25 protein-coding genes are annotated in these 22,500 nt (G+C 74.1%); 14 read left to right on the top strand and 11 right to left on the bottom strand.

All coding sequences use genetic code 11. The features are described from left to right. Nucleotides 1–54 precede the first annotated feature (54 nt). Genes DEI93_RS13130 through DEI93_RS13115 form a run of 4 tightly spaced genes read left to right on the top strand, consistent with a single transcriptional unit; the run spans nucleotide 55 to nucleotide 3,201 of the window. Nucleotides 55–495, top strand: a complete 441-nt coding sequence (locus DEI93_RS13130) for a TOBE domain-containing protein (protein ID WP_111120327.1) — start codon at nucleotides 55–57, stop codon at nucleotides 493–495. Continuing rightward, nucleotides 492–1,310, top strand: coding sequence for a molybdate ABC transporter substrate-binding protein (modA, locus tag DEI93_RS13125; RefSeq protein WP_111120326.1), 819 nt, complete (start codon nucleotides 492–494; stop codon nucleotides 1,308–1,310). Before DEI93_RS13130 ends, modA begins: the two co-directional genes overlap by 4 nt. Continuing rightward, nucleotides 1,307–2,125: an ABC transporter permease gene (locus DEI93_RS13120; RefSeq protein WP_258372311.1), complete on the top strand. Its 819-nt coding sequence runs from the start codon at nucleotides 1,307–1,309 to the stop codon at nucleotides 2,123–2,125. The genes modA and DEI93_RS13120 overlap by 4 nt, the downstream gene beginning before the upstream one ends. Further along, nucleotides 2,122–3,201: an ABC transporter ATP-binding protein gene (locus DEI93_RS13115; protein ID WP_111120325.1), complete on the top strand. Its 1,080-nt coding sequence runs from the start codon at nucleotides 2,122–2,124 to the stop codon at nucleotides 3,199–3,201. The genes DEI93_RS13120 and DEI93_RS13115 overlap by 4 nt, the downstream gene beginning before the upstream one ends. Before the next feature lie 54 nt (nucleotides 3,202–3,255). Here DEI93_RS13115 and DEI93_RS13110 read toward each other — a convergent pair whose 3' ends face one another. Next, nucleotides 3,256–3,978 carry an SDR family oxidoreductase gene (locus DEI93_RS13110; protein ID WP_111072447.1) on the bottom strand — a complete coding sequence of 241 codons (723 nt, stop codon included), beginning with the start codon at nucleotides 3,976–3,978 and terminating at the stop codon, nucleotides 3,256–3,258. 128 nt (nucleotides 3,979–4,106) lie between these two features. On the opposite strand from DEI93_RS13110, the gene DEI93_RS13105 reads away from it, so the two are divergent. Beyond that, nucleotides 4,107–4,532, top strand: a complete 426-nt coding sequence (locus DEI93_RS13105) for a MerR family transcriptional regulator (protein WP_111011193.1) — start codon at nucleotides 4,107–4,109, stop codon at nucleotides 4,530–4,532. Here the strand turns inward: DEI93_RS13105 and DEI93_RS13100 are convergent. From DEI93_RS13100 to DEI93_RS13090, 3 genes are all read right to left on the bottom strand, one after another. Continuing rightward, nucleotides 4,507–4,752 (bottom strand): MoaD/ThiS family protein, encoded by a 246-nt coding sequence (locus tag DEI93_RS13100; RefSeq protein ID WP_111049643.1) that lies wholly within the window; start codon nucleotides 4,750–4,752, stop codon nucleotides 4,507–4,509. The two genes, DEI93_RS13105 and DEI93_RS13100, sit on opposite strands and share 26 nt — an antisense overlap. Continuing rightward, the gene (moaA, locus tag DEI93_RS13095; RefSeq protein WP_111026355.1) at nucleotides 4,749–5,786 is read right to left on the bottom strand and encodes a GTP 3',8-cyclase MoaA; all 1,038 of its coding nucleotides are present in this window, start codon (nucleotides 5,784–5,786) and stop codon (nucleotides 4,749–4,751) included. The genes DEI93_RS13100 and moaA overlap by 4 nt, the downstream gene beginning before the upstream one ends. Nucleotides 5,787–5,921: 135 nt before the next feature. Continuing rightward, nucleotides 5,922–7,364, bottom strand: coding sequence for a GH25 family lysozyme (locus DEI93_RS13090; RefSeq protein WP_220035687.1), 1,443 nt, complete (start codon nucleotides 7,362–7,364; stop codon nucleotides 5,922–5,924). On the opposite strand from DEI93_RS13090, the gene DEI93_RS13085 reads away from it, so the two are divergent. Continuing rightward, nucleotides 7,339–7,788 carry a hypothetical protein gene (locus DEI93_RS13085; RefSeq protein ID WP_220038786.1) on the top strand — a complete coding sequence of 150 codons (450 nt, stop codon included), beginning with the start codon at nucleotides 7,339–7,341 and terminating at the stop codon, nucleotides 7,786–7,788. The two genes, DEI93_RS13090 and DEI93_RS13085, sit on opposite strands and share 26 nt — an antisense overlap. Before the next feature lie 2 nt (nucleotides 7,789–7,790). On the opposite strand, the gene DEI93_RS13080 is transcribed toward DEI93_RS13085, so the two are convergent. Further along, nucleotides 7,791–9,284, bottom strand: a complete 1,494-nt coding sequence (locus tag DEI93_RS13080; RefSeq protein WP_111120323.1) for a glycosyltransferase family 87 protein — start codon at nucleotides 9,282–9,284, stop codon at nucleotides 7,791–7,793. Nucleotides 9,285–9,361: 77 nt separating this feature from the next. Between DEI93_RS13080 and DEI93_RS13075 the strand changes: the two genes are divergently transcribed. Together DEI93_RS13075 and DEI93_RS13070 are read left to right on the top strand one after the other, a co-directional pair. Continuing rightward, a complete protein-coding gene (locus DEI93_RS13075; protein ID WP_258372310.1) occupies nucleotides 9,362–10,741 on the top strand; it encodes a molybdopterin-dependent oxidoreductase in 1,380 nt (459 codons plus the stop codon). Then, nucleotides 10,738–11,244: a hypothetical protein gene (locus DEI93_RS13070; protein ID WP_111120322.1), complete on the top strand. Its 507-nt coding sequence runs from the start codon at nucleotides 10,738–10,740 to the stop codon at nucleotides 11,242–11,244. The genes DEI93_RS13075 and DEI93_RS13070 overlap by 4 nt, the downstream gene beginning before the upstream one ends. A gap of 94 nt (nucleotides 11,245–11,338) precedes the next feature. Here DEI93_RS13070 and DEI93_RS13065 read toward each other — a convergent pair whose 3' ends face one another. The 5 genes from DEI93_RS13065 to DEI93_RS13045 are packed head-to-tail and all read right to left on the bottom strand — an operon-like array spanning nucleotide 11,339 to nucleotide 15,690. Beyond that, on the bottom strand, nucleotides 11,339–12,043 hold the full coding sequence (locus tag DEI93_RS13065) for a class I SAM-dependent methyltransferase (protein ID WP_258368681.1): 705 nt from the start codon (nucleotides 12,041–12,043) through the stop codon (nucleotides 11,339–11,341). Next, nucleotides 12,040–12,714, bottom strand: coding sequence for a TIGR04282 family arsenosugar biosynthesis glycosyltransferase (locus DEI93_RS13060; protein WP_111120321.1), 675 nt, complete (start codon nucleotides 12,712–12,714; stop codon nucleotides 12,040–12,042). The genes DEI93_RS13065 and DEI93_RS13060 overlap by 4 nt, the downstream gene beginning before the upstream one ends. After that, nucleotides 12,711–13,499, bottom strand: coding sequence for a glycosyltransferase family 2 protein (locus DEI93_RS13055; RefSeq protein WP_349815064.1), 789 nt, complete (start codon nucleotides 13,497–13,499; stop codon nucleotides 12,711–12,713). The genes DEI93_RS13060 and DEI93_RS13055 overlap by 4 nt, the downstream gene beginning before the upstream one ends. Nucleotides 13,500–13,504: 5 nt before the next feature. Beyond that, on the bottom strand, nucleotides 13,505–14,752 hold the full coding sequence (locus tag DEI93_RS13050) for an NAD-dependent epimerase/dehydratase family protein (protein WP_111120319.1): 1,248 nt from the start codon (nucleotides 14,750–14,752) through the stop codon (nucleotides 13,505–13,507). Then, nucleotides 14,749–15,690 (bottom strand): MTAP family purine nucleoside phosphorylase, encoded by a 942-nt coding sequence (locus tag DEI93_RS13045; protein ID WP_111120318.1) that lies wholly within the window; start codon nucleotides 15,688–15,690, stop codon nucleotides 14,749–14,751. The genes DEI93_RS13050 and DEI93_RS13045 overlap by 4 nt, the downstream gene beginning before the upstream one ends. Nucleotides 15,691–15,804: 114 nt before the next feature. On the opposite strand from DEI93_RS13045, the gene DEI93_RS13040 reads away from it, so the two are divergent. From DEI93_RS13040 to DEI93_RS13025, 4 genes are read left to right on the top strand one after another with little or no spacing between them, the layout of a single operon-like run. Beyond that, the gene (locus DEI93_RS13040; protein WP_111120317.1) at nucleotides 15,805–17,076 is read left to right on the top strand and encodes a molybdopterin molybdotransferase MoeA; all 1,272 of its coding nucleotides are present in this window, start codon (nucleotides 15,805–15,807) and stop codon (nucleotides 17,074–17,076) included. Continuing rightward, nucleotides 17,073–17,546 (top strand): cyclic pyranopterin monophosphate synthase MoaC, encoded by a 474-nt coding sequence (gene moaC / locus DEI93_RS13035; RefSeq protein WP_111010923.1) that lies wholly within the window; start codon nucleotides 17,073–17,075, stop codon nucleotides 17,544–17,546. The genes DEI93_RS13040 and moaC overlap by 4 nt, the downstream gene beginning before the upstream one ends. Further along, nucleotides 17,543–18,154, top strand: coding sequence for a MogA/MoaB family molybdenum cofactor biosynthesis protein (locus DEI93_RS13030; RefSeq protein WP_258372309.1), 612 nt, complete (start codon nucleotides 17,543–17,545; stop codon nucleotides 18,152–18,154). The genes moaC and DEI93_RS13030 overlap by 4 nt, the downstream gene beginning before the upstream one ends. Then, the gene (locus tag DEI93_RS13025; RefSeq protein ID WP_111120316.1) at nucleotides 18,151–18,612 is read left to right on the top strand and encodes a molybdopterin synthase catalytic subunit; all 462 of its coding nucleotides are present in this window, start codon (nucleotides 18,151–18,153) and stop codon (nucleotides 18,610–18,612) included. Before DEI93_RS13030 ends, DEI93_RS13025 begins: the two co-directional genes overlap by 4 nt. Nucleotides 18,613–18,699: 87 nt before the next feature. On the opposite strand, the gene DEI93_RS13020 is transcribed toward DEI93_RS13025, so the two are convergent. Next, nucleotides 18,700–19,293 (bottom strand): TetR/AcrR family transcriptional regulator, encoded by a 594-nt coding sequence (locus DEI93_RS13020; protein ID WP_111026365.1) that lies wholly within the window; start codon nucleotides 19,291–19,293, stop codon nucleotides 18,700–18,702. A gap of 43 nt (nucleotides 19,294–19,336) precedes the next feature. Between DEI93_RS13020 and DEI93_RS13015 the strand changes: the two genes are divergently transcribed. Both DEI93_RS13015 and DEI93_RS13010 read left to right on the top strand, forming a co-directional pair. Continuing rightward, nucleotides 19,337–20,290 (top strand): SDR family oxidoreductase, encoded by a 954-nt coding sequence (locus DEI93_RS13015; protein WP_258372369.1) that lies wholly within the window; start codon nucleotides 19,337–19,339, stop codon nucleotides 20,288–20,290. A gap of 235 nt (nucleotides 20,291–20,525) precedes the next feature. Further along, nucleotides 20,526–22,454: an ABC-F family ATP-binding cassette domain-containing protein gene (locus DEI93_RS13010; RefSeq protein WP_284158439.1), complete on the top strand. Its 1,929-nt coding sequence runs from the start codon at nucleotides 20,526–20,528 to the stop codon at nucleotides 22,452–22,454. Nucleotides 22,455–22,500: the final 46 nt, after the last annotated feature.

Below are 22,500 nucleotides of genomic sequence, written 5' to 3'. Positions count from 1 at the left end.
GAGCGACACCCGCTGTCGGCTCTGAGCGGCATCCGCGTCTAGAATCGCAACACCATGACGCAACTGCGGATCCGCGACGCCGCCACATACCTCGGCGTGAGCGACGACACCGTCCGGCGACTCGTCGACGGCGGGACCTTCACCCGTGCCACCGACGACGCGGGCCGGGCGGTCATCGACGGCCGTGAGCTCGCGCGGTACGCCAAGGAGCGCAGCACGGCGCTCGCCGACCCCGCGTCGGGTGTGCAGAGCTCCGCGCGCAACCGGTTCGTCGGGATCGTCACCGACGTCGTCGCGGACCGGGTGATGGCGCAGGTCGAGCTCCAGTGCGGCCCGCACCGCGTCGTCTCGCTCATGAGTGCCGAAGCGGTACGGGACCTCGGCCTCGAGGTCGGCTCCGTCGCCGTCGCGTCCGTCAAGGCCACGATGGTCGCCGTCGAGGCACCCGCGCCGGCACCCGCCGTCGACGGCGCCGTCCGGGAGGAACGCCCATGACCCGTCCGTCGTCCCACCTCCGCCACACCGCGGTCGCCGCCGTGGCACTCGTCGGTGCGGTCGCCCTCGCCGGGTGTTCGTCGAGCGGGGGCTCCGCACCGAGCGCACCCGCCGCGAGTGGCTCGGCCGCCGCGAGCCCGACCGGCACGCTCACGGTGGACGCGGCCGCGTCGCTCCAGCAGACCTTCACGACGCTCGGCGCGCGGTACGAGGCCGCACACCCGGGAACCCACGTCCGGTTCTCGTTCGGCGGGTCGAGCGACCTCGTCAGCCAGATCCAGGCCGGCGCCCCCGCCGACGTGTTCGCCTCCGCCGACGAGGCGACCATGGGGACCCTGCGGACCGGCGGGTCGATCGACGGCGCGACGCACGACTTCGCGACGAACGTGCTCGAGATCGCGACCGCGCCGGGCAACCCGAAGCGGATCGCGACGTTCTCCGACCTGGCCGGGTCGGGCCTCCAGGTCGTCGTCTGCGCCACCCCGGTGCCGTGCGGTGCGGCGACCGCGAAGGTGGAGTCGGCCACCGGCGTCACCCTCCACCCGGTGAGCGAGGAGCAGTCGGTCACCGACGTGCTCGGCAAGGTCGAGGCCGGCCAGGCCGACGCGGGTGTCGTGTACGCGACGGACGTCGAGGCCGCCGGATCGAAGGTGCACGGCGTGCCGTTCAGCGCGAGCGCGAAGGCCGTGAACACGTACCCGATCGGCGTCCTCGAGGGCACCGCGCACCCGGCGCTCGCCGCGTCGTTCGTGGCCTACGTGCGGTCCGCCGCCGGGCAGCGGGTCCTGGCGCGCGCGGGCTTCGGCAGGCCGTGACCGCCCGGGGCTCCGGGCGGTCCGCGTCCGGGCCGCGTGCGGCCGTGCCGTGGTGGCTGCCCGTCCCGGCGGTCGTCGGCGGCCTGTTCGTCCTCGTGCCCGTCGTCGCGATGACCGGAGCCGTCGACTGGTCGACGTTCGGCCACCTCGTCACCACGTCGGCGTCACTGACCGCGCTCGGACTCAGTCTCGGGACCGCGCTCGCCGCGACCGGCGCCGCGTTCCTGCTCGGGTTCCCGCTCGCCGTGCTGTTCGCCCGGTCCGACGCGCGGTGGGTCGGGGTCCTCCGCGCGTTCGTCCTGCTGCCCCTCGTGCTCCCACCCGTCGTCGGTGGACTCGCGCTCCTCGCCGCGTACGGACGCATCGGCCCCGTCGGCGGGTTCCTCGCCGCACACGGCGTCCGGATCGCGTTCACCACGATCGCGGTCGTCATCGCGCAGACGTTCGTCGCGATGCCGTTCCTCGTCACGGCGATCGAGGGTGCGCTCCGGGCCGGTGACGGCCGGGCCGAGGCGGTCGCCGCGACGCTCGGTGCCGGACCCGCGCGGGTGCTCGTCACGATCACCGCGCCACGGGCGGTGCCGGGCATCCTGTCCGGCCTCGTCCTGTGCTTCGCGCGGGCACTCGGGGAGTTCGGCGCCACGCTCACGTTCGCGGGCAGCCTGCAGGGTGTGACGCGCACGTTGCCGCTCGAGATCTACCTGCAGCGCGAGATCGACCCCGACACGGCGGTCGCCCTGGCGCTCGTGCTCGTCGCCGTGGCGATCGTCGTCATCGGAGCGTCGTCCCTGCTCGGTCGTCGGGCGATCGCGTGACCGCCACGGTCCTCCGGTTCGGCGTGACGGCACGGGACGTCGTGGTCGACCTGACGATCGCCCCCGGCGAGGTCGTCGCGCTCGTCGGCCCGAACGGCGCCGGCAAGTCGACGGTCGTCGGGGTCGCCGCGGGACTCGTCCGCCCTGACGCCGGTGAGGTCCTCATCGCCGGGCAGCCCGTCGTCCGCGGACGTCGCTCCCTGGTCCCCGTGCACCGCCGCGGCGTCGGGCTCGTCGGGCAGGACCCCGTGCTGTTCCCGCACCGCTCCGTGCTCGAGAACGTCGCGTACGGGCCCCGAGCCACGCGCCTCGGCCGACGCGCCGCACACGGACGCGCGCTCGCCGCACTGACGACGGTCGGGGCCGAGCACCTCGCCACCCGCTGGCCGTCGTCGCTCTCCGGCGGCCAGGCACAGCGGGTCGCGGTGGCCCGCGCGCTCGCCACCACGCCCCGCCTGCTCCTGCTCGACGAGCCGACGTCCGCGCTCGACGTGGAGGCGCAGCGCGAGGTCCGCCAGGCGCTCGCCGCCGTCGTCCGGAGCGGAGACGCGAGCGCGGCGGGCGGGACGGCCGTGCTGCTCGTGACGCACGACCCGCTCGAGGCGATGGCGCTCGCGGACCGCGTCGTCGTCCTCGAGCGCGGCCGTGTCGTCGAGGACGGACCCGTCGAGCGGGTGCTCCGACGCCCGACCTCCGCGTTCGGCGCCGCGTTCTCGGGCCTGACCCCGGTCCACGGACATGCCGTGGTCGGCGGGATCCGGCTCGCGGGCGGCGAGGTCCTGCACGCCGACGCGGTCGACGCCGGACCCGGAGCGGCGGCGCTCGCCGTCTACCACCCCACCGCCGCGCGGCTCGGGAGGCCCGGTGAGGTCCGGACCGGTCCGCCGTCCGGCATCGTCCGGCGCGTCGATCGGATCGAGCCGCGCGACGGGCTCGTCCGCGTGGTCGCGGGGGAGTTCGTCGTGGACGCCACCGTGGCGGCCGTCGCTGCATCCGCGGTGCGGGTCGGGGCGGAGGTGACCGTGGGCCTCCCGGCCGACGAGGTCACGGTGTTCCCGTCGTCGCCGGGGAGGTGACGGTCGGACGGGTCGCCCCGTCCGGCGACCACGGGCACCGCCACGCGCCTGACGTCAGCCGGCCATCGACGCGAGCTGGGCGTAGAAGACCGCCGGGTCGCCGGCGAGCGACGCCTTCACCATCGCGCTCCAGTCGTCGACGACGACCTCGATCGAGCCGGCGGCGAGTCCGTCGAGGGAGGCCCGCGGCACGTCCCGCGGATCGATCATGGGGCCGTCGTACCCGGACATGATGTCGGTGTCGGCGGCGCCGAGGTGGACGCCCTGCACCAACGTGCCCTGGTCGGCGAGTTCGAGGCGGATGCCGTTCGTCATGTTCCACTCGGCGGCCTTCGCGGCGCCGTAGGCACCGGAGGCAGGGCCGAACGCGAACCAGGACAGCGCGGACAGGACGTTCACGATCGCACCGCCCCCGTTCGCGGCCAGGACCGGGGCGAACGCACGGACGACGTCGAGGGTGCCCCAGAAGTGCGTGTCCATCTCGCGGTGGATCTCGGCGAGGTCGCCGGTCACCAGGCTCGCGCCGGTCGAGATGCCCGCGTTGTTGACGAGCAGCGTCACGTCCCGGGCGGCGTCCGCGGCGGCGATGACCGAGGCGTGGTCGGTGAGGTCGAGGTGCAGGGGGACGACCCGCGGGTCGTCGACCTCGAGCGCCTCGATGCGTCGTGCGGTCGCGTAGACCGTGCTCACGCCGCGGTCGAGCAGTTCGAGGACGAACTGGCGGCCGATACCGCGGTTCGCTCCGGTCACGAGGGCGGTCTGTCCGGTGATGTCCATGCTGGTTCCTCCATCTGGTGGCGGGCTCGATCGGCACCGCCGGAGCTACGCTAGGAGTTGACGTCGACGTCAAGGGCAAGTGGCGACCGCCACCCGCCCACCAGTGGTGTCCGAGGAAGGGGCGTCCGATGCGCATCGGCGAGGTCGCACGGCGAGCAGGGGTCAGCCCGAGGGCGCTCCGTTACTACGAGGAGCAGGGGCTGCTCGCGTCGATCCGCACGGCGAGCGGCCAGCGCGTCTACGCCGAGTCCGCCGTCGAGCGGGTGCAGCTGATCCAGCAGTTCTTCGCCGCGGGGCTGTCGAGCCGGACGGTGCTGCAGCTGCTGCCGTGCGTCGACAGCGGGGCGTCGTCGCCCGAGGCGTTCGCCCTGCTCGAGTCGGAGCGCAACCGGATCACCGAGGCCATGGCGTCCCTCGGCGCGGCGCGCGACGCGCTCGACCGGATGATCGACATCGCGTACCACCCGACGCCCGAGCACTGCCCCGCGCTCCGTGAGCGGTCCGAGGAGTCCGAGGAGTCCGAGAGCGTCAGCCCCCGGCGAACGGCGGCATGACGTCGACGAGCTCGACGCCGACGAGGGGCGTCGCGGCGTGCTTCGTCGAGATGCCGTCGACGAGGTAGGAGCAGCGACCCCGCAGGGCGGCCCAGCGCTCGGCGTCCTCGACCGGGACTGCGTCGAGCGCGGCACCGAGGGTGCGGGCGTCGACGTCGAACGCGTCGCGCCCGACCGCCGCGCGTGCCGCCGCGAAGAACCGGATGCGCGTCACGCTCATCCGCCGATCGCACTCATCGAGCGGGCCGGCTGCACGAAGTCCGCGCGGTCGACGCCGTGGTCCCGCGGCTTGGCCCACATCGCCCGCTGCCAGATGGCGACGACCTCGTCGTCGTCGGCGCCCGCACGCATCGCGGTGAGGACGTCGGTCTCCTCGTCCGAGAACAGGCAGCTCCGGACCTTGCCGTCGGCCGTCAACCGCGTCCGGGTGCAGTCGGCGCAGAACGACTCCGTCACGCTGGCGATGATCCCCACCGTGCCGAGGTGCCGTCCAGCGCTGCCCGCCGCGCTGCGCTCCGCGACGTCGTAGCGCTCGGCCGGCGCACCGTCCCGCGGTGCGGCGTGCGGCGTCAGGACGACGTGCTCGGCGAGGAGCTCCCGGACCTCGGCGGCGGTGACCATCTCGGCGCGGTCCCACGTGTGCCCAGCGTCGAGGGGCATCTGTTCGATGAACCGGAGTTCGTACCCGCGCTCCAGACACCAGGCGAGCAGGTCGGCGGCGTGGGTGTCGTTCACCCCGCGGAGGAGCACCGCGTTCACCTTCATCCGCAGCCCGGCGGCGTCCGCGGCGGCGATGCCCTCGAGCACCCGCGCGAGGAACGGCCGCCGGGTCACCGTCGTGAAGGTCTCGGGGTCGATCGTGTCGAGCGAGACGTTGATGCGGTCGAGGCCGGCGTCGGCGAGAGCCTGGGCGCGCGAGGCCAAGCCGATCGCGTTCGTCGTCAGGGACAGCTCGGGACGGTCGGGGAGCGCCGCGCACCGAGCGACCACGTCGACGAGGTCCGCCCGGAGCAGGGGCTCGCCGCCCGTGAACCGCACCTTGCGCACGCCGAGTCGTGTGGCCCCGAGGCCGACGAGCCGGGCGATCTCCGCCGCCGTCATGATCGCGTCGCTCGGCGAGACCGGGAGGCCCGCGGCCGGCATGCAGTACGTGCACCGCAGGTTGCACCGCTCGGTCAGCGACACCCGGAGGTCGATCGCACGCCGACCGAAGCGGTCGACGAGACCGGTGTGCGGCATCCCCAGCATGACCATGACGTCAGCCTACGTCGCGGTCCCGGCGGCGCTGTCCCAGCCGCGACGGCCAGGAGGCCCGGCCCTGCGCTGCGTGCGCGGGGCCGGGCCTCCTGGGCGACCGCCCGACCAGGTGGGTCGGAGCAGGTCAGCGTGTCAGCGTCCGGACGTGTGGGACTCCCAGACCGCCTTCGTGCCCTTGTAGAGCACGAGGTTGCCGTCGTCCTGCATCACCAGTCGCGTCGCGCCGGACTTGCTCGACTTCGTCGACCACAGCGCGGACCCGGCGCTGTTGTAGAGCACCGTGTTCTGGTCGGCCTGGAGGGTCAGCGTGGTGCCGCCCTTCTTCGACGTCTGGGACGCCCAGGTCGCCTTGCCGCTGCTGTAGACCACGACGTTGCCGTCCGCCTGCACGATGAACTGCTTCTTGCCGTTCTGGGACAGCAGGTACTGGCCGGCGGTGAGCGTCGAGGTCGGCGTCATCGTGTCGGCACCCGGACGGTTCGTGTGCCAGTACAGCGTGCTGCCGTTCTCGAGCCGCAGGTCCCCGTTGTCCTCCATGGTGAGCTTGTTCGCCGGCTTGTTCGAGGTGTGGCTCTCCCAGATCGCCTTGCTCCCCAGGTACACGACGAGGTTGCCGTCCGCCTGCATCTTCAGGTAGGCGCCGGGCTTGCCGCTCGTGCGGCTGGACCACAGGGCGCGGTTCATGCCGTAGACGACGAGGTTGCCGTCGGCCTGCATGCTCAGCGTGTACTGCTTGTTCGCCGACGTGATGCCCTGCCCGCCGTTCAGCTGCGCACCCGCGCTGAGGGAGCTGCCGACCGTGGTCACGGCCGGGATCGCCGGAGCGGAGCCACCGCCACCCGACGCGAACTGCCGCAGCTGGGCGAGCGTGCCGTTGTAGACGTCCTGGTCGCCCGCGAACACGCCGGCGTCGGCGTACTGCCACATGGCGTACTTCGTCCAGCTCGCGGGGAGCGTCCCCGCCCCGGACGACAGGCTGCTCGGGTAGCGGGCGATGAACAGCGGGCTGCCGCTGAACGCCGCGCTGTTGCCCGTGCACGTCTTCCACCAGTCGGTGGTCGAGTAGATCGCCGGCAGGACGCCGGTCTTCGCCTTGATCGTGTTCGAGAAGTCCCGGATCCACGACACCATCGCCGAGGCGCTCAGGCCGTAGCAGGTGTTCGTGCCGTCGGTGCCGGTGTACGGGTCGTACTCGATGTCGAGCAGCGGGGGCAACGTCCGGCCGTCCGCGCTCCAGCCGCCGCCGTGCGCCGCGAAGTAGGTGGCCTGCGTCGCGCCGCTCGACTTGTTCGGAACCGCGAAGTGGTACGCCCCGCGGATGAGTCCGGCGTTCGTGGCGCTGGTCCACTGCGACGCGAACTGGCTGCTCGTGTAGGAGGTCGACTCGGACGCCTTGATGTACACGAACCGCGCACCCTTGTTGTAGGCGGACGACCAGTTGATGCTGCTGTTCGTCTGCCACGCGCTGATGTCGAACCCGTCGGTGCCCGGGACCGCCGACGAGTTCGCCGCGTTCGCGTGCATGAGGCCGCCGGACACGTTCGCGCCGGTGTTCGCCGCGATCGTCGAGCCCATCGTGTGGTTGCCCGCGGCGTTCATCTCGGCGAGCGACGGGTCGCCGTCACCCGTGGCCGACCCGTCGGCGCTCGCGGGCGCCGTGGCGCTGGCGGAGGCGGTGGCGCCGGCGGTCGCCGCGGCGGTCGCGGCGGCGCTCGGCGACGCCGACGCGCTCGCGGACGGCGTCGCCGGCACGGCGGCCGTCGCGGAGGCGGACGGCGCCGCCGCCGTGCCCACGGTGGTGGTCGTGGTGGTGGCGCTGGTGCTCGTGGTGGCCGTGCTGGTGGCTGCCGCCGCACTGGTGACGGTCAGCAGCGGGCCGCCGAGGACGACGGCCGTGCAGGCTGCCGCGGCAGCGACCACCCCTGAGAATTTGCTGGGTCGCAAGTCGGAACTCCCTGATCATGGGCGGTTCCCTCTGCCGCCCCAACGGTCCGGATGAGCCTAAACGAGCCGGTCCGGATCCGAACCCCCCGGAACGGGGGCGTGGCGTTCGGGGGACAAGCGGGCGCGCCAGCGTACCCAGTCCGAACGCGGTGTCCGCACCAGCGTTCCGACGAGCACGAGCGCTGCCGCCGCCGCGAGGGTCCACCGGAACGTGTCGACCGACGGGTGCAGTTGCCGGACCGTGATCGCGAGTCCGACCGCGAGCCACTCCCACCGCCCGGACAGCACGACGAACGGCACGAGGAGCAGCGCGTACCAGGGGTAGCGGGGGCTCACGGCGAGCAGGGTCACCCCGATCACGAGCACCTCGCCGCTCCACGGCCGGGCGGGATCGGCGACGCGCCAGGCGACGACCGCTGTCAGGAGCACGACCACGCCGACGACGACGATCGCCGCGTTCCCGTGGGCGACCAGCGACACGAGGGCGAACCGGGAGCCGTCGTCGTAGCCCTCCTCGGACAGGTACCCGGGCAGGTAGCCGAGCACGCGGAGGCCCGTCGTCGCCACGTACGGCACGTACAGCACCGCGAACACCGCGACCCCGACGAGCAGCGCCCACCACGAGCGGCGGCGTCCGAGGAGGGCCGGGTACGCGATCGCGGGGATGAGCTTCGTGCTCGTCGCCGCACCGAGCGCGATCCCGCCCCACACCGGACGGCCGAACGCGACGAGCACCGCGCCGACCGTGACGAGCGCGGCGCCGAGGACGTCGACGTGCGAGTTCGTCACCGCCTCGGACGCGACCAGCGGGCACCACGCCCACAGGGCCGCCCAGCGGAGGTCGGCGCGGGCGCGCCGCAGCACGAGGAGCAGGCCGACGGTGACCCCGAGCGACACGGCGAGGCCCGCGACCTGCATCGGCCAGTACGTCGCCGTCACGGCCACCAGGCTGCGGACCAGGGCGAACCAGAGCTCGGCCATGGGCGGGTAGATCGTCGGCACCGAGGGCCGGTTGATCGGAGTGCAGAGGCGCGCGTCCGTGGCGGTGTCGTGGGCGGTCTGGATGCGGTCCCCCGGGCAGTACGTGGGGCCGGTCGGGCTCTGCACCACGTGCGGGGTCGGGTGCCCGAAGAGCCAGTCCGGCCGGATGCCCGCGAGCACGTGGGACGACGGCGTGTGCGCGTAGGGCGACAGACCGTGCAGCTGCACGATGCCGTCCCACGCGTACCGCGCGCTGTCCGAGCTCGTGTCCGGCGGCCCGGCCAACGCCGCGACCCCGACGACCACGGCGCCGCCCAGGACGACCGCGGCCACCGCGCGCCGCGGCACCGCGCGGAGCAGCAGGACACCGAGCACGAAGACCGCCCAAGCGATGCAGGTCCACGTGACGAATGGAGTGCGATGACCCGGACGGAGGAACCCCAGATGCGTGATGCCCCAGGCGATGACGCCCGCGAGCACGAGCACGGTGACCGCGGCCGGGAGGGTGGCGAGCACGGCGCCGAGGCGGGTGGGACGCTCAGTGCTCGTGCGGCGCGGGGCTCGGGGCATGGTGCGACGAGCGTAGTGGCACCCGTCGGCATCACATCCGGCGGTTCCACCGTGATCGGCCCGGAGGGGATGCCAGGATGAACGCCGTGCGTCGGCTGCTCCGTGACCTCCGCCGCGGCCTGGCGTCGCCGAACCGCAACGCCCGGTCCGCGGTCGTGCTCGGGCGCCTGCTCGGCATCGCGTTCCTCGTGTGCTTCGCGACCGGACTGTGGAGCCACTTCCTGCAGGACCCGCTGCCCTGGATGACGTTCCCCACGCAGCCGGCCCGGCTCTACCAGTTCACGCAGGGCCTCCACATCACGACCGGCATCGCGATCATCCCGCTCCTGTTCGCCAAGCTGAACACGGTCATGCCGGCGCTCGTCCAGGACCCCCCGCTCCGTGGGCCGGTGCACCTGCTGGAACGGGCCTCCATCACGGTCTTCGTGTCGGCGGCGGTCGTCCAGGTGCTCACCGGACTCGTCAACACGTACCAGTGGTACCCGTGGCCGTTCTCGTTCCGGCAGACGCACTACGCGCTGTCGTACGTGCTCATCGGCTCGCTCGCGATCCACATCGGCGCGAAGCTCCCGCTCATCGTCCGGTACTGGCGCGCGCGGGACTCCTACGACGCCGAGGGCCGGTTCGTCGTCGACCCCGCCGTGCGCAGCGAGCTCGTGCCCGATCCGGTGCCCGCGGGCGACGGTGCCGCCCCGGTTCACGCGGGCTCCGGCCGGGAGGCCCGGCACCCGTCCGCGGCGCCGACCCGCGGGGTCACGGGCCGACTCCTCCGGTGGATCGACGCGGACCCCGGAGGTCCGCGAGGCCGCGTGGGTGACGGCGACCAGCCTCCGGCCGCATCGCAGGACGGACGCCGGCAGCGCCTGGCGCGCCGCGGGTTCTTCACCGCCGTCGGTGGCGCGGTGGCCGCGGTCGTCGTCCTCACGGTCGGGCAGTCCTCCCGCCTGGGCGAACCGTTCACCCTCTTCGCGCCGCGGCAGCGTGGGCTCGGCCCGGCCGGCCTGCCCGTGAACCGGACCGCCCACGCCGCCGGGGTGACCGAGACCGCCCGCGCGGGGGACTGGGGGCTCACGGTGTCCGCGAACGGCGTCCGTAAGCGCTTCTCGCGGGCGGACCTGCGGGCCATGGACCTCGTCACGGTCGAGCTGCCGATCGCCTGCGTCGAGGGATGGAGCCAGATGGCGACCTGGCGCGGCGTCCGCATCCGCGACCTCGTCCGGGCCGTCGGGGCCCCGGCGGCCAGCACGCTGCGGGTCACGAGCCTCGAGCGACACGGCGGGTACCGCGTGATGGAGATGGGCGCGGAGTACGCCGCCGATCCCACGACGCTCGTCGCGCTCGAGGTCAACGGCGCGGACCTGCCGCTCGACCACGGCTACCCGGCACGGATCATCGCGCCCGGCCGGCCCGGGGTGCTCCAGACGAAGTGGCTCTCGAGCATCGAGGTGACCTCGTGAGCACCGCGCCCACCACCGCTCGGGGCGTCCGGATCGCCCGGCTCGTGCTCGTGCTCGTCGGGGTGGCGGTCCTCGCGTTCGGCGCCTGGACCCTCGGGTCCGTCGAGCGGCCGCACAAGGCGGTCGGGCTCCTGTGGTGGCTCATCGGCGCCGTGGTGCTCCACGACGGGGTGCTCTCGCCGTTCGTCGTGCTGGTCGGGGTGCTGCTGCGGAAGGCCGGGCGACGTCTGCCCGGGTGGACGCTCGTCGTCGTGCAGGTCGCCGTCGTCGTCGGAGCGGTGCTCGCCCTCGTGGTGCTGCCCGAGATCCAGGCGACGCACCACGAGAAGAACCCGACCGTGGTGCCGTTCGACTACACCCTCCGGCTCGTGCTCGCCGAGGTCGTGCTCGGGGTCGTGGCGGTCGGCGCGGTCGCGGTGGGCCTGCGCGGCACCCGGCGCCGCCGCGTCGGCGGGGCCGGTGCCTCCGGCCCTTCGGGCCCGGCCGGCCCCGGCCTCCCCTGACCGCGAGATCGCAGTCGTTGCTGCTCTGGGCGCCTCCAGAACGGCAACGACTGCGATCTCGCGGAAGGGGACGGAAGGGGGGCGGTGCAGTCGATCAGGGGCGGCGGAGTTCGCAGAACGACCGACCGGCGACCGTCCAGCGCTGCGACTCCCTGAGCCCGGCGACGCGGGCGTCGCGGCGGAGCGCACGCTGCCCGACCTCGGCCCAGGGGAACTCCGCGCTCGTCCGGCCGTCGGCGTCCACCACGCGGGCGTCGTAGGTGCGGTCGGCGTCCGGGTCGGCGTTCGTCTCGACGATGATCCGACCGCCGGGGCGCACGATCGCCCGGCACCGCTCGAGCAACGCCGCGGGGTCCCCGCCGATCCCGATGTTGCCGTCGATCACGAGCGCGGTGTCCCAGTGGCCCTCGTCGGGCACGGGGTCGAACACGGAACCCTGGATCGCGCGGCCGCCGGCGTGCTGGGCGATCGAGACCGCAGCCGGGGAGACGTCGACCCCGAGTGCGGGGATCCCGAACCGGCCCGCCGCGACGAGCATCCGTCCGGGGCCGCAACCGATGTCGATGAGCGGACCGTCGACGACCTCGAGCAGGGACAGGTCCACCTCGTCGGCGGGAGCGTTCCAGCGGCCGACGTCGAACGTCACGTCGTGTCCCGGGCGGTCGGGGTCGCGGAGCCGGATGTGGCCGTCGGTCGCGAGGGCCTGCGCGTACGGCTCGTCGCCGCCGGCGCCGAACGCGGCATCGCGGTCGTCGCCTCCGTGGCTGCCGCCGGTGGTGAGCATCGTGTCGGTGGTCATCGCCGTGCCTCCTCGAGGTCGCGTCCGGCGTCCGGGTCGTCCTCGCGCACCGTGGCGAGCGCCGCCGCGAACCGGGACCCCGGCGCGAGTGCGGCGACCGCCTCGGCGTCGGCGATCGTGTCGACGTCGAGGAGCTCATCGAGCAGACCGACGTGCAGCCCGGCGGCGCGGAGGCGGTCGAGCTGCACCGCCCCGGTGTCGTCGCGGGACATCGGGACGCCGCGGACCAGGTCGCCGCGCGGCTCGCGGAGCCACAGGCCCCAGAACCCGCCGTCCGCGGCCGGTCCGAACCACGCGTCGTGGTCAGCGCCCTCCTGGCCGTCGGCGCCGCGGACGAACACGGGGGCGACGTGCGCGGGCGTGAGCTGCGGCGTGTCCATGCCGACGAGCAGGGTGGGACCCTCCACGGTGTCGAACATGGCCGCGAGTCGCTCGTCGAGGTCGCCCCGCACCTGGTGCAGGACGTCGAAGGACGCCGCGGCGGCGGGGACGTGCTCGCCGTCGAACAGGAGCACCCGTCGCTCGGCGGGCATGGCGAGCACGGCGGCGATCGTGTCGTCGAGGCTCGCCGCGGCGACCCGGGCCGCCTCGACCGGCGAGAGCGCCGGCGAGAGCCGCGTCTTCACACGGCCGGGCACGCACTCCTTGCAGATGAGCACCACGGTCGTCACGCGCGCACCTCCGTCGCGTCCGCTCCCGCCGACTGGACGCCCGTCGACCGGTCGGGAGGCGCGGCAGCGGTCCGCGCAGCGGTTCCGCCATCGACGCGGGCCGGTCGGGCGGGGTCGAGCCGGTCCTCCCGCCGGTACCGGCGGAGGAGCCGTGACATGTCGCGGATGGCGTTGACGGTGCCGCGCAGGGTGCCCGTGACCTTGCTGTCGCCGATGCGCTGCGCGTACCCGATGTCGGACTCGTCGACGCGCCATCCGGCGCGGTGCGCGGCGAGGACCATCTCGAGCGGGTAGCCGCTCCGGCGGTCCTGGAGGTCGAGGGCGACGAGACCCTCGCGGTACATCGCCCGCATCGGGCCGAGGTCGTGCAGGCGGTACCCGGTGGCACCGCGCATGAGCCGGGCGAGGACGACGTTCGCGAACCGGGCGTGCGGGGCCCAGGCGCCGGACCCGGTCGGACGTCGCCGGCCGAGAGCCAGGTCCGCGCGGCCCTCGGTGACCCGTGCGACGAGCGGGACGAGGTCCATCGGGTCCATCGAGGCGTCGGCGTCGCAGAACGCGATGACGTCGGCGGTGGCGGCGGCGACCCCGGCGGCGCAGGCCGACCCGAACCCGCGTCGGGGCTCCGTGACGACGAGCGCCCCGTGCGCGCGGGCGACCTCGGCGGACCCGTCGGTCGAGCCGTTGTCCACCACGATCGCGCGGTATCCATCGGGCAGGCGGGTGAGGACGCTGGGCAGCGCCTCGGCCTCGTCGAGGCAGGGGAGGACGACGTCGACGGTCATGCCGGTCATTCGGTGCGGGCCGGGAGATCGATGGGAGGCTCCTCCGAGCCGCCCTGATCGTCCTCGCTCGTGCCCGCGGCGGCGTCCGTCGGAACCGCGGCGGCGTCCGTCGACACCGTCGCGGCGTCCGTCGTGCCCGGGGTGGTGTCCCTCGGAACCGCGGCCCGGAGTGGCGCCGAGGCGAACTCGCGCATCCCGGCGACGAACTCGACCTGCGCCGACCAGCCGAGTTCCCGCGCGATGCGGGCCGACGACGCCGTGACGTGCCGGACGTCGCCGAGCCGGTACTCCCCGGTGACGACCGGCTGGGGCCCGTCCGGACCGGCGATCGCGGCGGCCATGTCGCCGATCGTGTGGACGTGGCCGGAGCCCACGTTGTAGGCCGCGAAACTGTCCGGCGACGCGGTGCGCGTGGCGGCGATGGCGGCGATGTTCGCGTCCGCGACGTCGGCGACGTGCACGAAGTCGCGGCGCTGGCCGCCGTCCTCGAACACACGGGGTGCCTCGCCCCGGGCGATCGCGGACCGGAAGAGCGATGCGACGCCGGCGTAGGGCGTGTTCGCGGGCATGCCCGGGCCGTAGACGTTGTGGTACCGCAGGGCGATCGCCCGGCCGCCGGTCGCACGGGCCCACGACGACGCCAGGTGCTCCTGCGCCGCCTTCGTCTGCGCGTACACGTTCCGGGGGTCGAGGGCGGCCGACTCGTCGATGAGCTCCGGCACGAGCGGGTGCCCGTCCGGCCCGACGGGCTCGAAGCGGCCGGCGTCGAGGTCCTCGCGGCGGCGTGCGGGCGGGCGCGCCGGGTCCCCCGAGGAGGTCCGGTAGGCACCCTCGCCGTAGACGACCATCGAGCTCGCGACGACGAACCGGTCGACGCCCGCGCGGTCCATCGCGGCGAGGACGGACGCCGTCCCGACGTCGTTGCTCGACACGTAGTCCGGGGCGTCCTGGAAGTCCACGCCGAGCCCCACCTTGGCGGCCTGGTGGCACACGACGTCGATGCCCACGAGTGCGGCGTCCACCACGTCGGCGTCGCGCACGTCCCCGCGGACGACCTCGACCCCGAGCGCGTCGAGCTCCTCGACCAGGCCCGTCGGATCGCCGTGGACGTCCGGGCGGAACGAGTCGAGCACGCGCACCGCGGAGCCCGCGGCGACGGCACGCCGCACGATCTCCGACCCGATGAAGCCCGCGCCGCCGGTCACGAGCAGGTGCTCGCCGTGCGGCCGGGAGGCCGGGGTGCCGTCCGTCATGCCCGGACCGCCCGCGCCATGACCGACGCGGACGCCTGGACCGGGACGAGTTCGCGCGGGGTGTGGTCGTCGGGCACCGCGCCGACGATCGCCTCGATCGCGCGGACGATGACCGCGTTCGCCGCCGCGAGGCGCTCCATGACGAGGTGGTGCGTCACGGCGCCGGTGTCGTCCGCCTGCGCTGCGTCCGCCGGCGCCCCGTCGGTCCCTGCGCCGGCGGCCGGTACGTCCTCGGCCGGCGCGAGCCCGGCGTCGGCGTCCGTCACGAACGACAGGTTCACGGTCCCGATGCCGAGCTCGGCGGCGAGCTGCACCTCGGGTGACATCGTCATGTTGATGGTGTGACCGCCCGCCTCGCGCATCCAGACGGACTCGGCGCGGGTCGAGAACCGCGGGCCCTGGATGACGACACAGGTGCCGGTCGGCTGCAACGGCACACCGAGATCGGTCAGCGCCCGCACCGCGATGCGCCGCAGCACGGGGTCGAACGGGTCGGCGAACGACAGGTGCTGGACGCCGCCCTCGTCGAAGAACGTGTCCTGCCGCCCCCACGTCCGGTCGATGACCTGGTCCGTCACGACGAAGGTCCCCGGCGGGTACTCGGGGTGCAGGCCGCCCACGGCCGAGCTCGACACGATCGCGCGCACGCCGAGGGACCGCAGCGCCCAGACGTTCGCCCGGTACTCGATCCGGTGCGGTGGCACCGAGTGCTCCCGCCCGTGCCGGGTGAGGAACGCGACCCGGCGCCCCGCCATGGTGCCGACGGTGATCGGACTCGAGGGGCGCCCGTAGGGGGTGTCGACCTCGATCTCGGTCGCCGTGCCCTCGGCGAACAGCGAGTACAGGCCGGACCCGCCGATCACGCCGATGGGCACGGCGTCGGTCGGTGTGCTTGCAGAGTCGGCGTGGGGATCGTCGAGCGGGGTGGAGCTGTCCACGTGGTGGCGTCCTTCCGGGGGCAGAGCGTGGTCCCGGTTACGCTATCGGCAGACGTTCGGCTGACGTTAGGCATGTCTCCAGCAGCCCGGACGATCCGGACGACGAGGAGCACGATGCGCACCATCGAGGACCACCGGCTCGCGATCGCGGACCTCGTCGTCCCCGTGCTCGCGGCACTCGCCGTGGCACCGGGCGGCCGGGAGGACCGGCTCGTCGACGACCTCGCCGCGGAGCCCCTCGCCGGGCACGCCGCTCGCGTCCTCGCCGTCGGCGTCACCGCCCCGATCGACCTGCCGCCGTTCGACAACAGTCAGATGGACGGGTTCGCGCTCCGCGCCGCCGACGCCGGCGTCCCGCTCCGCGTGGTGGCCCCGATCGCCGCCGGCGCCTCTCCGCCGCCGCTCGCGCCCGGCACGGCCGCGCCGATCATGACCGGGGCGGCCGTCCCCGCGGGTGCCGACGTCGTCGTGCCGGTCGAGGCGGTCCCGCCCGGCCGGTTCCCCGCCGCGCTCGACCTGCCGACCGTGACCATCGCCGAGCCGCCCGCGGTCGGGACGTTCGTGCGGCGACGGGGGTCGGACCTCCCGGTCGGCGGGGTGCTCGCGACCGCCGGGGCGGCGTGCACGCCCGCCCTGCTCGGTCTGCTCGCCGCCGCAGGGGTCGAGCGGGTGACGCTCGTCCGGCGACCACGCGTCCTCGTCGTGTCGACGGGCTCGGAGGTCGCACCGCCCGATGGTGCCGGCGGTGCCGGTGCCGACCGCGGGGGCGTGGCGGGCGCGACCATCGGCGACGCGAACGGTGCGGCGCTCCGCGCCGCGCTCGCCGAGGTGGGCGCGGAGACCCGAGCGGTCCGGGTGCCCGACGACGTCGACCGGTTCCGGGGCGCTGTGACCGCGGCCGTCGCCGACTGGGCCGACCTCGTCGTCACCACGGGCGGGATCAGCATGGGTGCGTTCGAGGTCGTGCGCGAGGCCCTGGAGCCCGCCGGTCTCACCGTGACCGGGGTCGCCATGCAGCCCGGCGGGCCGCAGGCGTTCGGCTCCGTGCCCTTCGGCGACCGGGCGGTCCCCGTCGTCGCGTTCCCCGGCAACCCCGTGTCGGCCCTCGTGTCGTTCGAGGTGTTCCTGCGCCCCGTGTTCGCCCGCCACGCCGGCCTGCCCGACCGTCCGGCCGAGTCGTTCCCCGCCGGGGAGGCCGCTACGTCACCGTCCGGGAAACACCAGATCCGACGGGGCAGGGTGGAGGACGGCACGATCCGCTTCGTCGGCGGACCGAGCTCCCACCTGCTCGCGCACCTCGCCGAGGCGACGCACCTCGTGCACGTCCCCGTCGGCACGGACACCGTGTCGCCGGGCGACGTCCTGACCACCTGGAGGATCCGATGACCGACGCGCTCTCCCACGTCCGCCCCGACGGCTCGGCGCACATGGTCGATGTCTCCGGGAAGGACGTCACGACACGGTCCGCCACGGCCACGGCGACGCTCGTCACCCGACCGGACGTCGTCGCCCGCATCCTCGACGGCACGCTCCCGAAGGGCGAGGTCGTCGGCACCGCCCGCATCGCGGCGATCATGGCCGTCAAGCGCACGAGCGACCTCATCCCGCTCTGCCACCCGCTGCCGATCAGCGGCGTCGAGGTCGAGGTCACGGGGCAGGACGACCGGGTCGTCGTCACCGTCGCCGTCCGGACCACCGCCCGCACCGGCGTCGAGATGGAGGCCCTCACCGGCGCGAGCGTCGGGGCCCTGACCGTCTACGACATGGTCAAGGCCGTCGACCGCAGCGCCGTCGTCACGGACGTCCGGGTGCTCGAGAAGCACGGCGGCCGCTCGGGCGACTGGAGCGCGTCGTGAGCGGGGACGTGCCGGCGACCGGGGCACCGACGCCGGCGAACGCCGCCGGGGCCGAGTTCGGGACCGGGGCTGCGGCGGGAGCCGGGTCCGGGACGTCGTCCGCCGGTCGCGGCCGCGGTGCCGTCGTCGTCGTGTCCACCCAGGCTGCCGCGGACGAGTCCCTCGACACCACCGGCCCCGTGATCTGCGACTGGATGCGGCAGCGCGGGTTCAGTGTCGAGAGCGCTGTCATCGTGGCCGACGGCGGCCCGATCGCCGACATCGTCGCGGCCGAACTCGCCGGCGGCGCCAGGATCGTCGTGCTCACGGGTGGCACCGGTGTCACCCCGACCGACCGCACGCCCGAGGCCGTCGCGCCGTTCATCGACCTCGAGATCCCCGGGATCATCGAGGAGCTCCGTCGGCGCGGGGCCCAGGCATCGACCCGCGCCCTGCTCACCCGCGGTGTGGCCGGCCTCGCCGCGGGCGGGACCTTCGTCGTCACGTTGCCCGGGTCGCGCGGGGGTGTCCGCGACGGCCTCGACGTCATCGACGGCGTGCTCGACCACCTGCTCGACCAGGTCGCCGGCGAGGGACACGCGCCCCGCGGTGCCGGAGGTGCGTCGTGAGCGACGAGCGCGGCGGGGCGCACGCGGCCCCGGGCCTCCCGGCCGTCGTGGTCGCCGATGTCGTGACCCGATCCATCACCATCGCCGAGCTGGAGGCCGTGGTCGCCACCGATGCGGACGGCGCCGTCGTGACGTTCGCCGGGGTCGTGCGCGACCACGACGGCGGCAAGGGCGTGGACGCACTCGGGTACGAGGCGCACCCCACCGCGGCCGAGGTCATCGCCCGCGTCGCGGGGGTGATCGCGGCCGAGCATCCCGGGGTCCGGATCGGGGTCCTGCACCGGGTCGGGGACCTCGTCGTCGGGGACGTCGCGCTCGCCGCGGTTGTGGCCTCGCCGCACCGGTCCGAGGCGTTCGCGGCGTGCTCGGCGCTCGTCGACATCGTCAAGGACGAGGTGCCCATCTGGAAGCACCAACGGTTCGCCGACGGCACGGACGAGTGGGTGGCGTCGCTGTAGCCCCGCCGCCGGACACACCCCCGGCCCAGCCCGCCGCCATCGCCCCCGTTCCGCGTCCACCGCCCCATCGGATGCGTCGTTGGTGCGTCAGCCCCGAGGGCGAGCCCGAGCCGCGGGCGCTCCGTACAGGGCGTCCAGCTCCGCGAACAGCGTCCGAGCGATCTCGGGCATCGAGCGGGTCTCGCCCTCGGCGATCCACTGCTGGAACGCCAGGCGGAACACACTCGTGCCGGTCTCCGCGGCGAGCGAGGCTGCTGGTTCCTCGACGCCTCGTGCGTCCAGGACGTCGCGGAGGGCCGCCGCGAGCGCCGTCATCTTGAGGAGCTCGCGCTCCTGGAGGCCCGGGTTCGCCAGGATCACGGTCTGTCGCTGCTGCGAGTACGCGCGGCGCTCGTCGTCGAACCACGCACAGCCGGCCACCACGCCCGTGCGCACGGCATCGATCGCGCTGGCCCCGGCGGGAGCCTGGGCGACGCCCTCGGTGAACGCGCTCCGGAAGTGCTCCTGACCGGAGAACAGGACCTCGCGCTTGTCGGCGAAGTGCCGGAAGAAGGTCCGCTCCGTGACGCCCACGGCTGCGGCGATCTGCGCGACCGTCGTGTCCTCGAGGCCCTGGCGGACGAAGAGGTCGAGCGCCGCCGCCCGGAGTCGATCCGGCGTCCCCGGTGCCCATCGCGCCATCCCTCGATCATACTGATGACAGGGGCTGACATCGAGTGCTACCGTGACGTCACACACTGACATCAACGGTCGCGGACGACGCGACCAGGAGGAGGTCGCACACATGCGCGTCTTCATCACGGGAGCATCGGGCTGGATCGGGTCGGCGGTCGTCGACGAACTGCTCGCCCACGGACACCAGGTCATCGGGCTGGCGCGCTCGGACGCCTCGGCCGCGTCCATCGAGGCCAAGGGGGCGGAGGTCCTCCGCGGTGACCTCGACACGCTCGACGTCATCCGCGCCGGGAGTGAGGCCGCGGACGCCGTGGTCCACCTCGCGAACAAGCACGACTGGACGAACCAGGCCGAGACGAACCGGGCTGAGCGCGCGGCGGTGCAGACGATCGGGGACGCCCTGGTCGGCACGGGCAAGCCGTTCCTCGTCGCCGCCGGTGTCGCCGGACTGACCCCCGGCCGCGCCGTGACCGAGGCGGACCCGAACCCCTCGCACGGCCCCGATGCGCCCCGCGGCGGTACCGAGAACCTCGCGCTCGAGTTCGCGGACCGCGGCGTCGTCCCCGTGAGCCTGCGGTTCGCGCCCACGGTGCACGGCGACCGCGACCACGGCTTCATCGCGCTGATCGCGGACGCCGATCGTCGTGCCGGGACCGCGGCGTACGTCGGAGACGGCGAGCAGCGCTGGGCGGCCGTGCACGTGCAGGACGCCGCCCGCGCGGTCCGCCTCGCGCTCGAGCAGGCCACGCCGGGCCTGATCGTGCACGTCGTCGCCGAGGAGGGTGTGCCCACCCGTGCCATCGCCGAGGCGATCGGTACGTTCGAGGGTCTGCCCGTCGCCTCCGTCGACCCGGCCGCGGCCCAGGAGCACTTCGGCTTCATCGGGATGTTCTTCGGCATGGACCTGTCCGCCGAGAGCAGCCGGACGCAAGAGGTCCTCGGCTGGACGCCGACGGGACCGACGCTGCTCGAGGACATCGCCGCAGGCGCCTACCGGGCCTGACCCGCGTCGGCGGGCGACCCGCGCCTCCCGGGCGCACCACCGTACGGAACGGCGCACGCCGACGACAAGTGCGCGCGCGCCCACGCGCGCACTTGTCGTCGGGACGCGCACTCGGGGGCGCGCAGTCGGGGGCGCGCACGTCGGGACGCGCACGGGACGCGCGCTCGGGACGTGCACGAACGGGAGGAGCGGGGCCGCGACCGCGCGCACGGCCCGGTCCGCCTACCCTCAAGGGGTGGCACATCTGCTTGGCGCTGAGAACCTGCACCTCGAGTACCCGACGCGCGTCGTCTTCGACAGCGTCTCGCTCGGCATCGACGAGGGCGACCGGATCGGCGTCGTCGGACGCAACGGCGACGGCAAGTCGACGCTCATGAGCCTGCTCGCACAGCGGATCGAGCCCGACGGCGGCCGGGTGACCCAGCGTCGCGGCGTGACCGTCGGGTTCCTCGACCAGCGCGACGACCTGCCCGCGGGCGAGACCGTCGGCCACGTCGTGGTCGGTGACCTCGCCGAGCACGAGTGGGCCGGGGACGCGCGCATCCGCGACGTGATCAGCGGACTCGTGGCGGACGTCGACTGGGACGGCCTGGTCGACGACCTGTCGGGCGGCCAGCGGCGTCGGGTGGCGTTGGCGCGCCTCCTGGTCGGGGACTGGGACGTGCTGTTCCTGGACGAGCCGACGAACCACCTCGACGTCGAGGGCATCGCATGGCTGGCCGAGCACTGCCGCAAGCGGTGGGCGGCGAACCAGGGCGGGCTCGTGGTCGTCACGCACGACCGGTGGTTCCTCGACGAGGTCTCGACGACGACGTGGGAGGTCCACGACGGCATCGTCGAGCCGTTCGAGGGCGGGTACGCCGCGTACGTGCTGCAACGGGTGGAGCGGGACCGGATGGCCGCCGCGACCGAGTCCCGCCGACAGAACCTCATGCGGAAGGAGCTCGCGTGGCTGCGCCGCGGCGCGCCGGCCCGCACGAGCAAGCCGAAGTTCCGCATCGACGCAGCGAACGAGCTCATCGCCGACGTCCCGCCCGTGCGCGACACGGTCGCCCTGTCGCAGATGGCGACCGCGCGGCTCGGCAAGGACGTCGTCGACGTGCTCGACGCCGGCGTGCAGTGGCCCGACAGCGACGAACCGGTGCTCGAGCACGTCGAGTGGCGCATCGCACCGGGGGAGCGGACCGGGATCCTCGGCCCGAACGGTGCGGGCAAGTCGACGCTGCTCGGGCTGGTGTCCCAGAAGATCCAGCCCACGAGCGGCAAGGTCAAGACCGGCAAGACCGTGCAGATCGCGATGCTCGACCAGCAGCTCGCCGACCTGCAGCAGTACGCCGAGGACCGCGTGCGCGAGGTCGTCGGCCGCAAGAAGACCACGTACGTCGCCGACGGCAAGGAGATGACGCCGTCGCAGCTGCTCGAGCGTCTCGGGTTCTCGTCGGCCCAGCTGTCGACCCCCGTGAAGGACCTGTCCGGCGGGCAGAAGCGGCGCCTCCAGCTCATGCTCATCCTGCTCGACGAGCCGAACGTGCTCATCCTCGACGAGCCGACGAACGACCTCGACACGGACATGCTCGCCGCCATGGAGGACCTGCTCGACTCGTGGCCCGGCACCCTGCTCGTCGTCTCGCACGACCGGTACCTGCTCGAACGGGTCACCGACCAGCAGTACGCCGTGCTCGGGCACCGCTTCCGGCACCTGCCCGGTGGGGTCGAGGAGTACATGCGGCTCCGTGCGGCCGGGTCGGCTGCGCCGCGGGACGCGTCCGCGGCGACGGCACGGGTGGCCGCGGCGGCCGGTGCGGGCGGGCGCGGCGGCGCCGGGTCCGCGGGTGCCGGTGGCGCTGTTGCCGGTTCGGCTGGTGCCGGTTCGGCGGGTGCCGGTTCGGCGTCGGCCGGGAGGGACGGTGCGGGCCCGGCGGCGGGCCTCCCGGCCGTCAGCGGTGCGGACCGGCGGGCCGCCGAGAAGGAGATGTCCTCGCTCGACCGGCGCATCGCCCGCGCAGGGCAGGACCGGCAGCAGGTGCTCGACGCGTTCGCGGCCCACGACCAGGCGGACTACGCCGGGCTCGGGGACCTGCAGGCGAAGCTCGCGGCGGTCGATGCGGAGCTCGAGCAGCTCGAGACGCGGTGGCTCGAGGTGGCGGAGCTGCTCGGGGCGTAGGGGGCGGGCGGGCGGGCGGGCGGGGCGCGGCGCGGCGCGGCATGAC

The organism is Curtobacterium sp. MCBD17_035, assembly GCF_003234815.2.
In the GTDB taxonomy this organism is placed as follows: domain Bacteria; phylum Actinomycetota; class Actinomycetes; order Actinomycetales; family Microbacteriaceae; genus Curtobacterium.
The sequence above is the reverse complement of the archived record's forward strand: the minus strand, read 5'-3'. Positions and strand labels throughout refer to the sequence as shown.

What these genes read in the sequence shown, in the direction of transcription:
- DEI93_RS13130 (WP_111120327.1), top strand. Translation starts at nt 55, where the DNA reads ATGACGCAACTGCGGATCCGCGACGCCGCCACATACCTCGGCGTGAGC.
- modA (WP_111120326.1), top strand. Translation starts at nt 492, where the DNA reads ATGACCCGTCCGTCGTCCCACCTCCGCCACACCGCGGTCGCCGCCGTG.
- DEI93_RS13110 (WP_111072447.1), bottom strand. Translation starts at nt 3,978, where the DNA reads ATGGACATCACCGGACAGACCGCCCTCGTGACCGGAGCGAACCGCGGT.
- DEI93_RS13105 (WP_111011193.1), top strand. Translation starts at nt 4,107, where the DNA reads ATGCGCATCGGCGAGGTCGCACGGCGAGCAGGGGTCAGCCCGAGGGCG.
- DEI93_RS13100 (WP_111049643.1), bottom strand. Translation starts at nt 4,752, where the DNA reads ATGAGCGTGACGCGCATCCGGTTCTTCGCGGCGGCACGCGCGGCGGTC.
- moaA (WP_111026355.1), bottom strand. Translation starts at nt 5,786, where the DNA reads ATGGTCATGCTGGGGATGCCGCACACCGGTCTCGTCGACCGCTTCGGT.
- DEI93_RS13090 (WP_220035687.1), bottom strand. Translation starts at nt 7,364, where the DNA reads ATGGGCTCGACGATCGCGGCGAACACCGGCGCGAACGTGTCCGGCGGC.
- DEI93_RS13080 (WP_111120323.1), bottom strand. Translation starts at nt 9,284, where the DNA reads ATGCCCCGAGCCCCGCGCCGCACGAGCACTGAGCGTCCCACCCGCCTC.
- DEI93_RS13075 (WP_258372310.1), top strand. Translation starts at nt 9,362, where the DNA reads ATGAACGCCGTGCGTCGGCTGCTCCGTGACCTCCGCCGCGGCCTGGCG.
- DEI93_RS13065 (WP_258368681.1), bottom strand. Translation starts at nt 12,043, where the DNA reads ATGACCACCGACACGATGCTCACCACCGGCGGCAGCCACGGAGGCGAC.
- DEI93_RS13055 (WP_349815064.1), bottom strand. Translation starts at nt 13,499, where the DNA reads ATGACCGTCGACGTCGTCCTCCCCTGCCTCGACGAGGCCGAGGCGCTG.
- DEI93_RS13050 (WP_111120319.1), bottom strand. Translation starts at nt 14,752, where the DNA reads ATGACGGACGGCACCCCGGCCTCCCGGCCGCACGGCGAGCACCTGCTC.
- DEI93_RS13040 (WP_111120317.1), top strand. Translation starts at nt 15,805, where the DNA reads ATGCGCACCATCGAGGACCACCGGCTCGCGATCGCGGACCTCGTCGTC.
- moaC (WP_111010923.1), top strand. Translation starts at nt 17,073, where the DNA reads ATGACCGACGCGCTCTCCCACGTCCGCCCCGACGGCTCGGCGCACATG.
- DEI93_RS13020 (WP_111026365.1), bottom strand. Translation starts at nt 19,293, where the DNA reads ATGGCGCGATGGGCACCGGGGACGCCGGATCGACTCCGGGCGGCGGCG.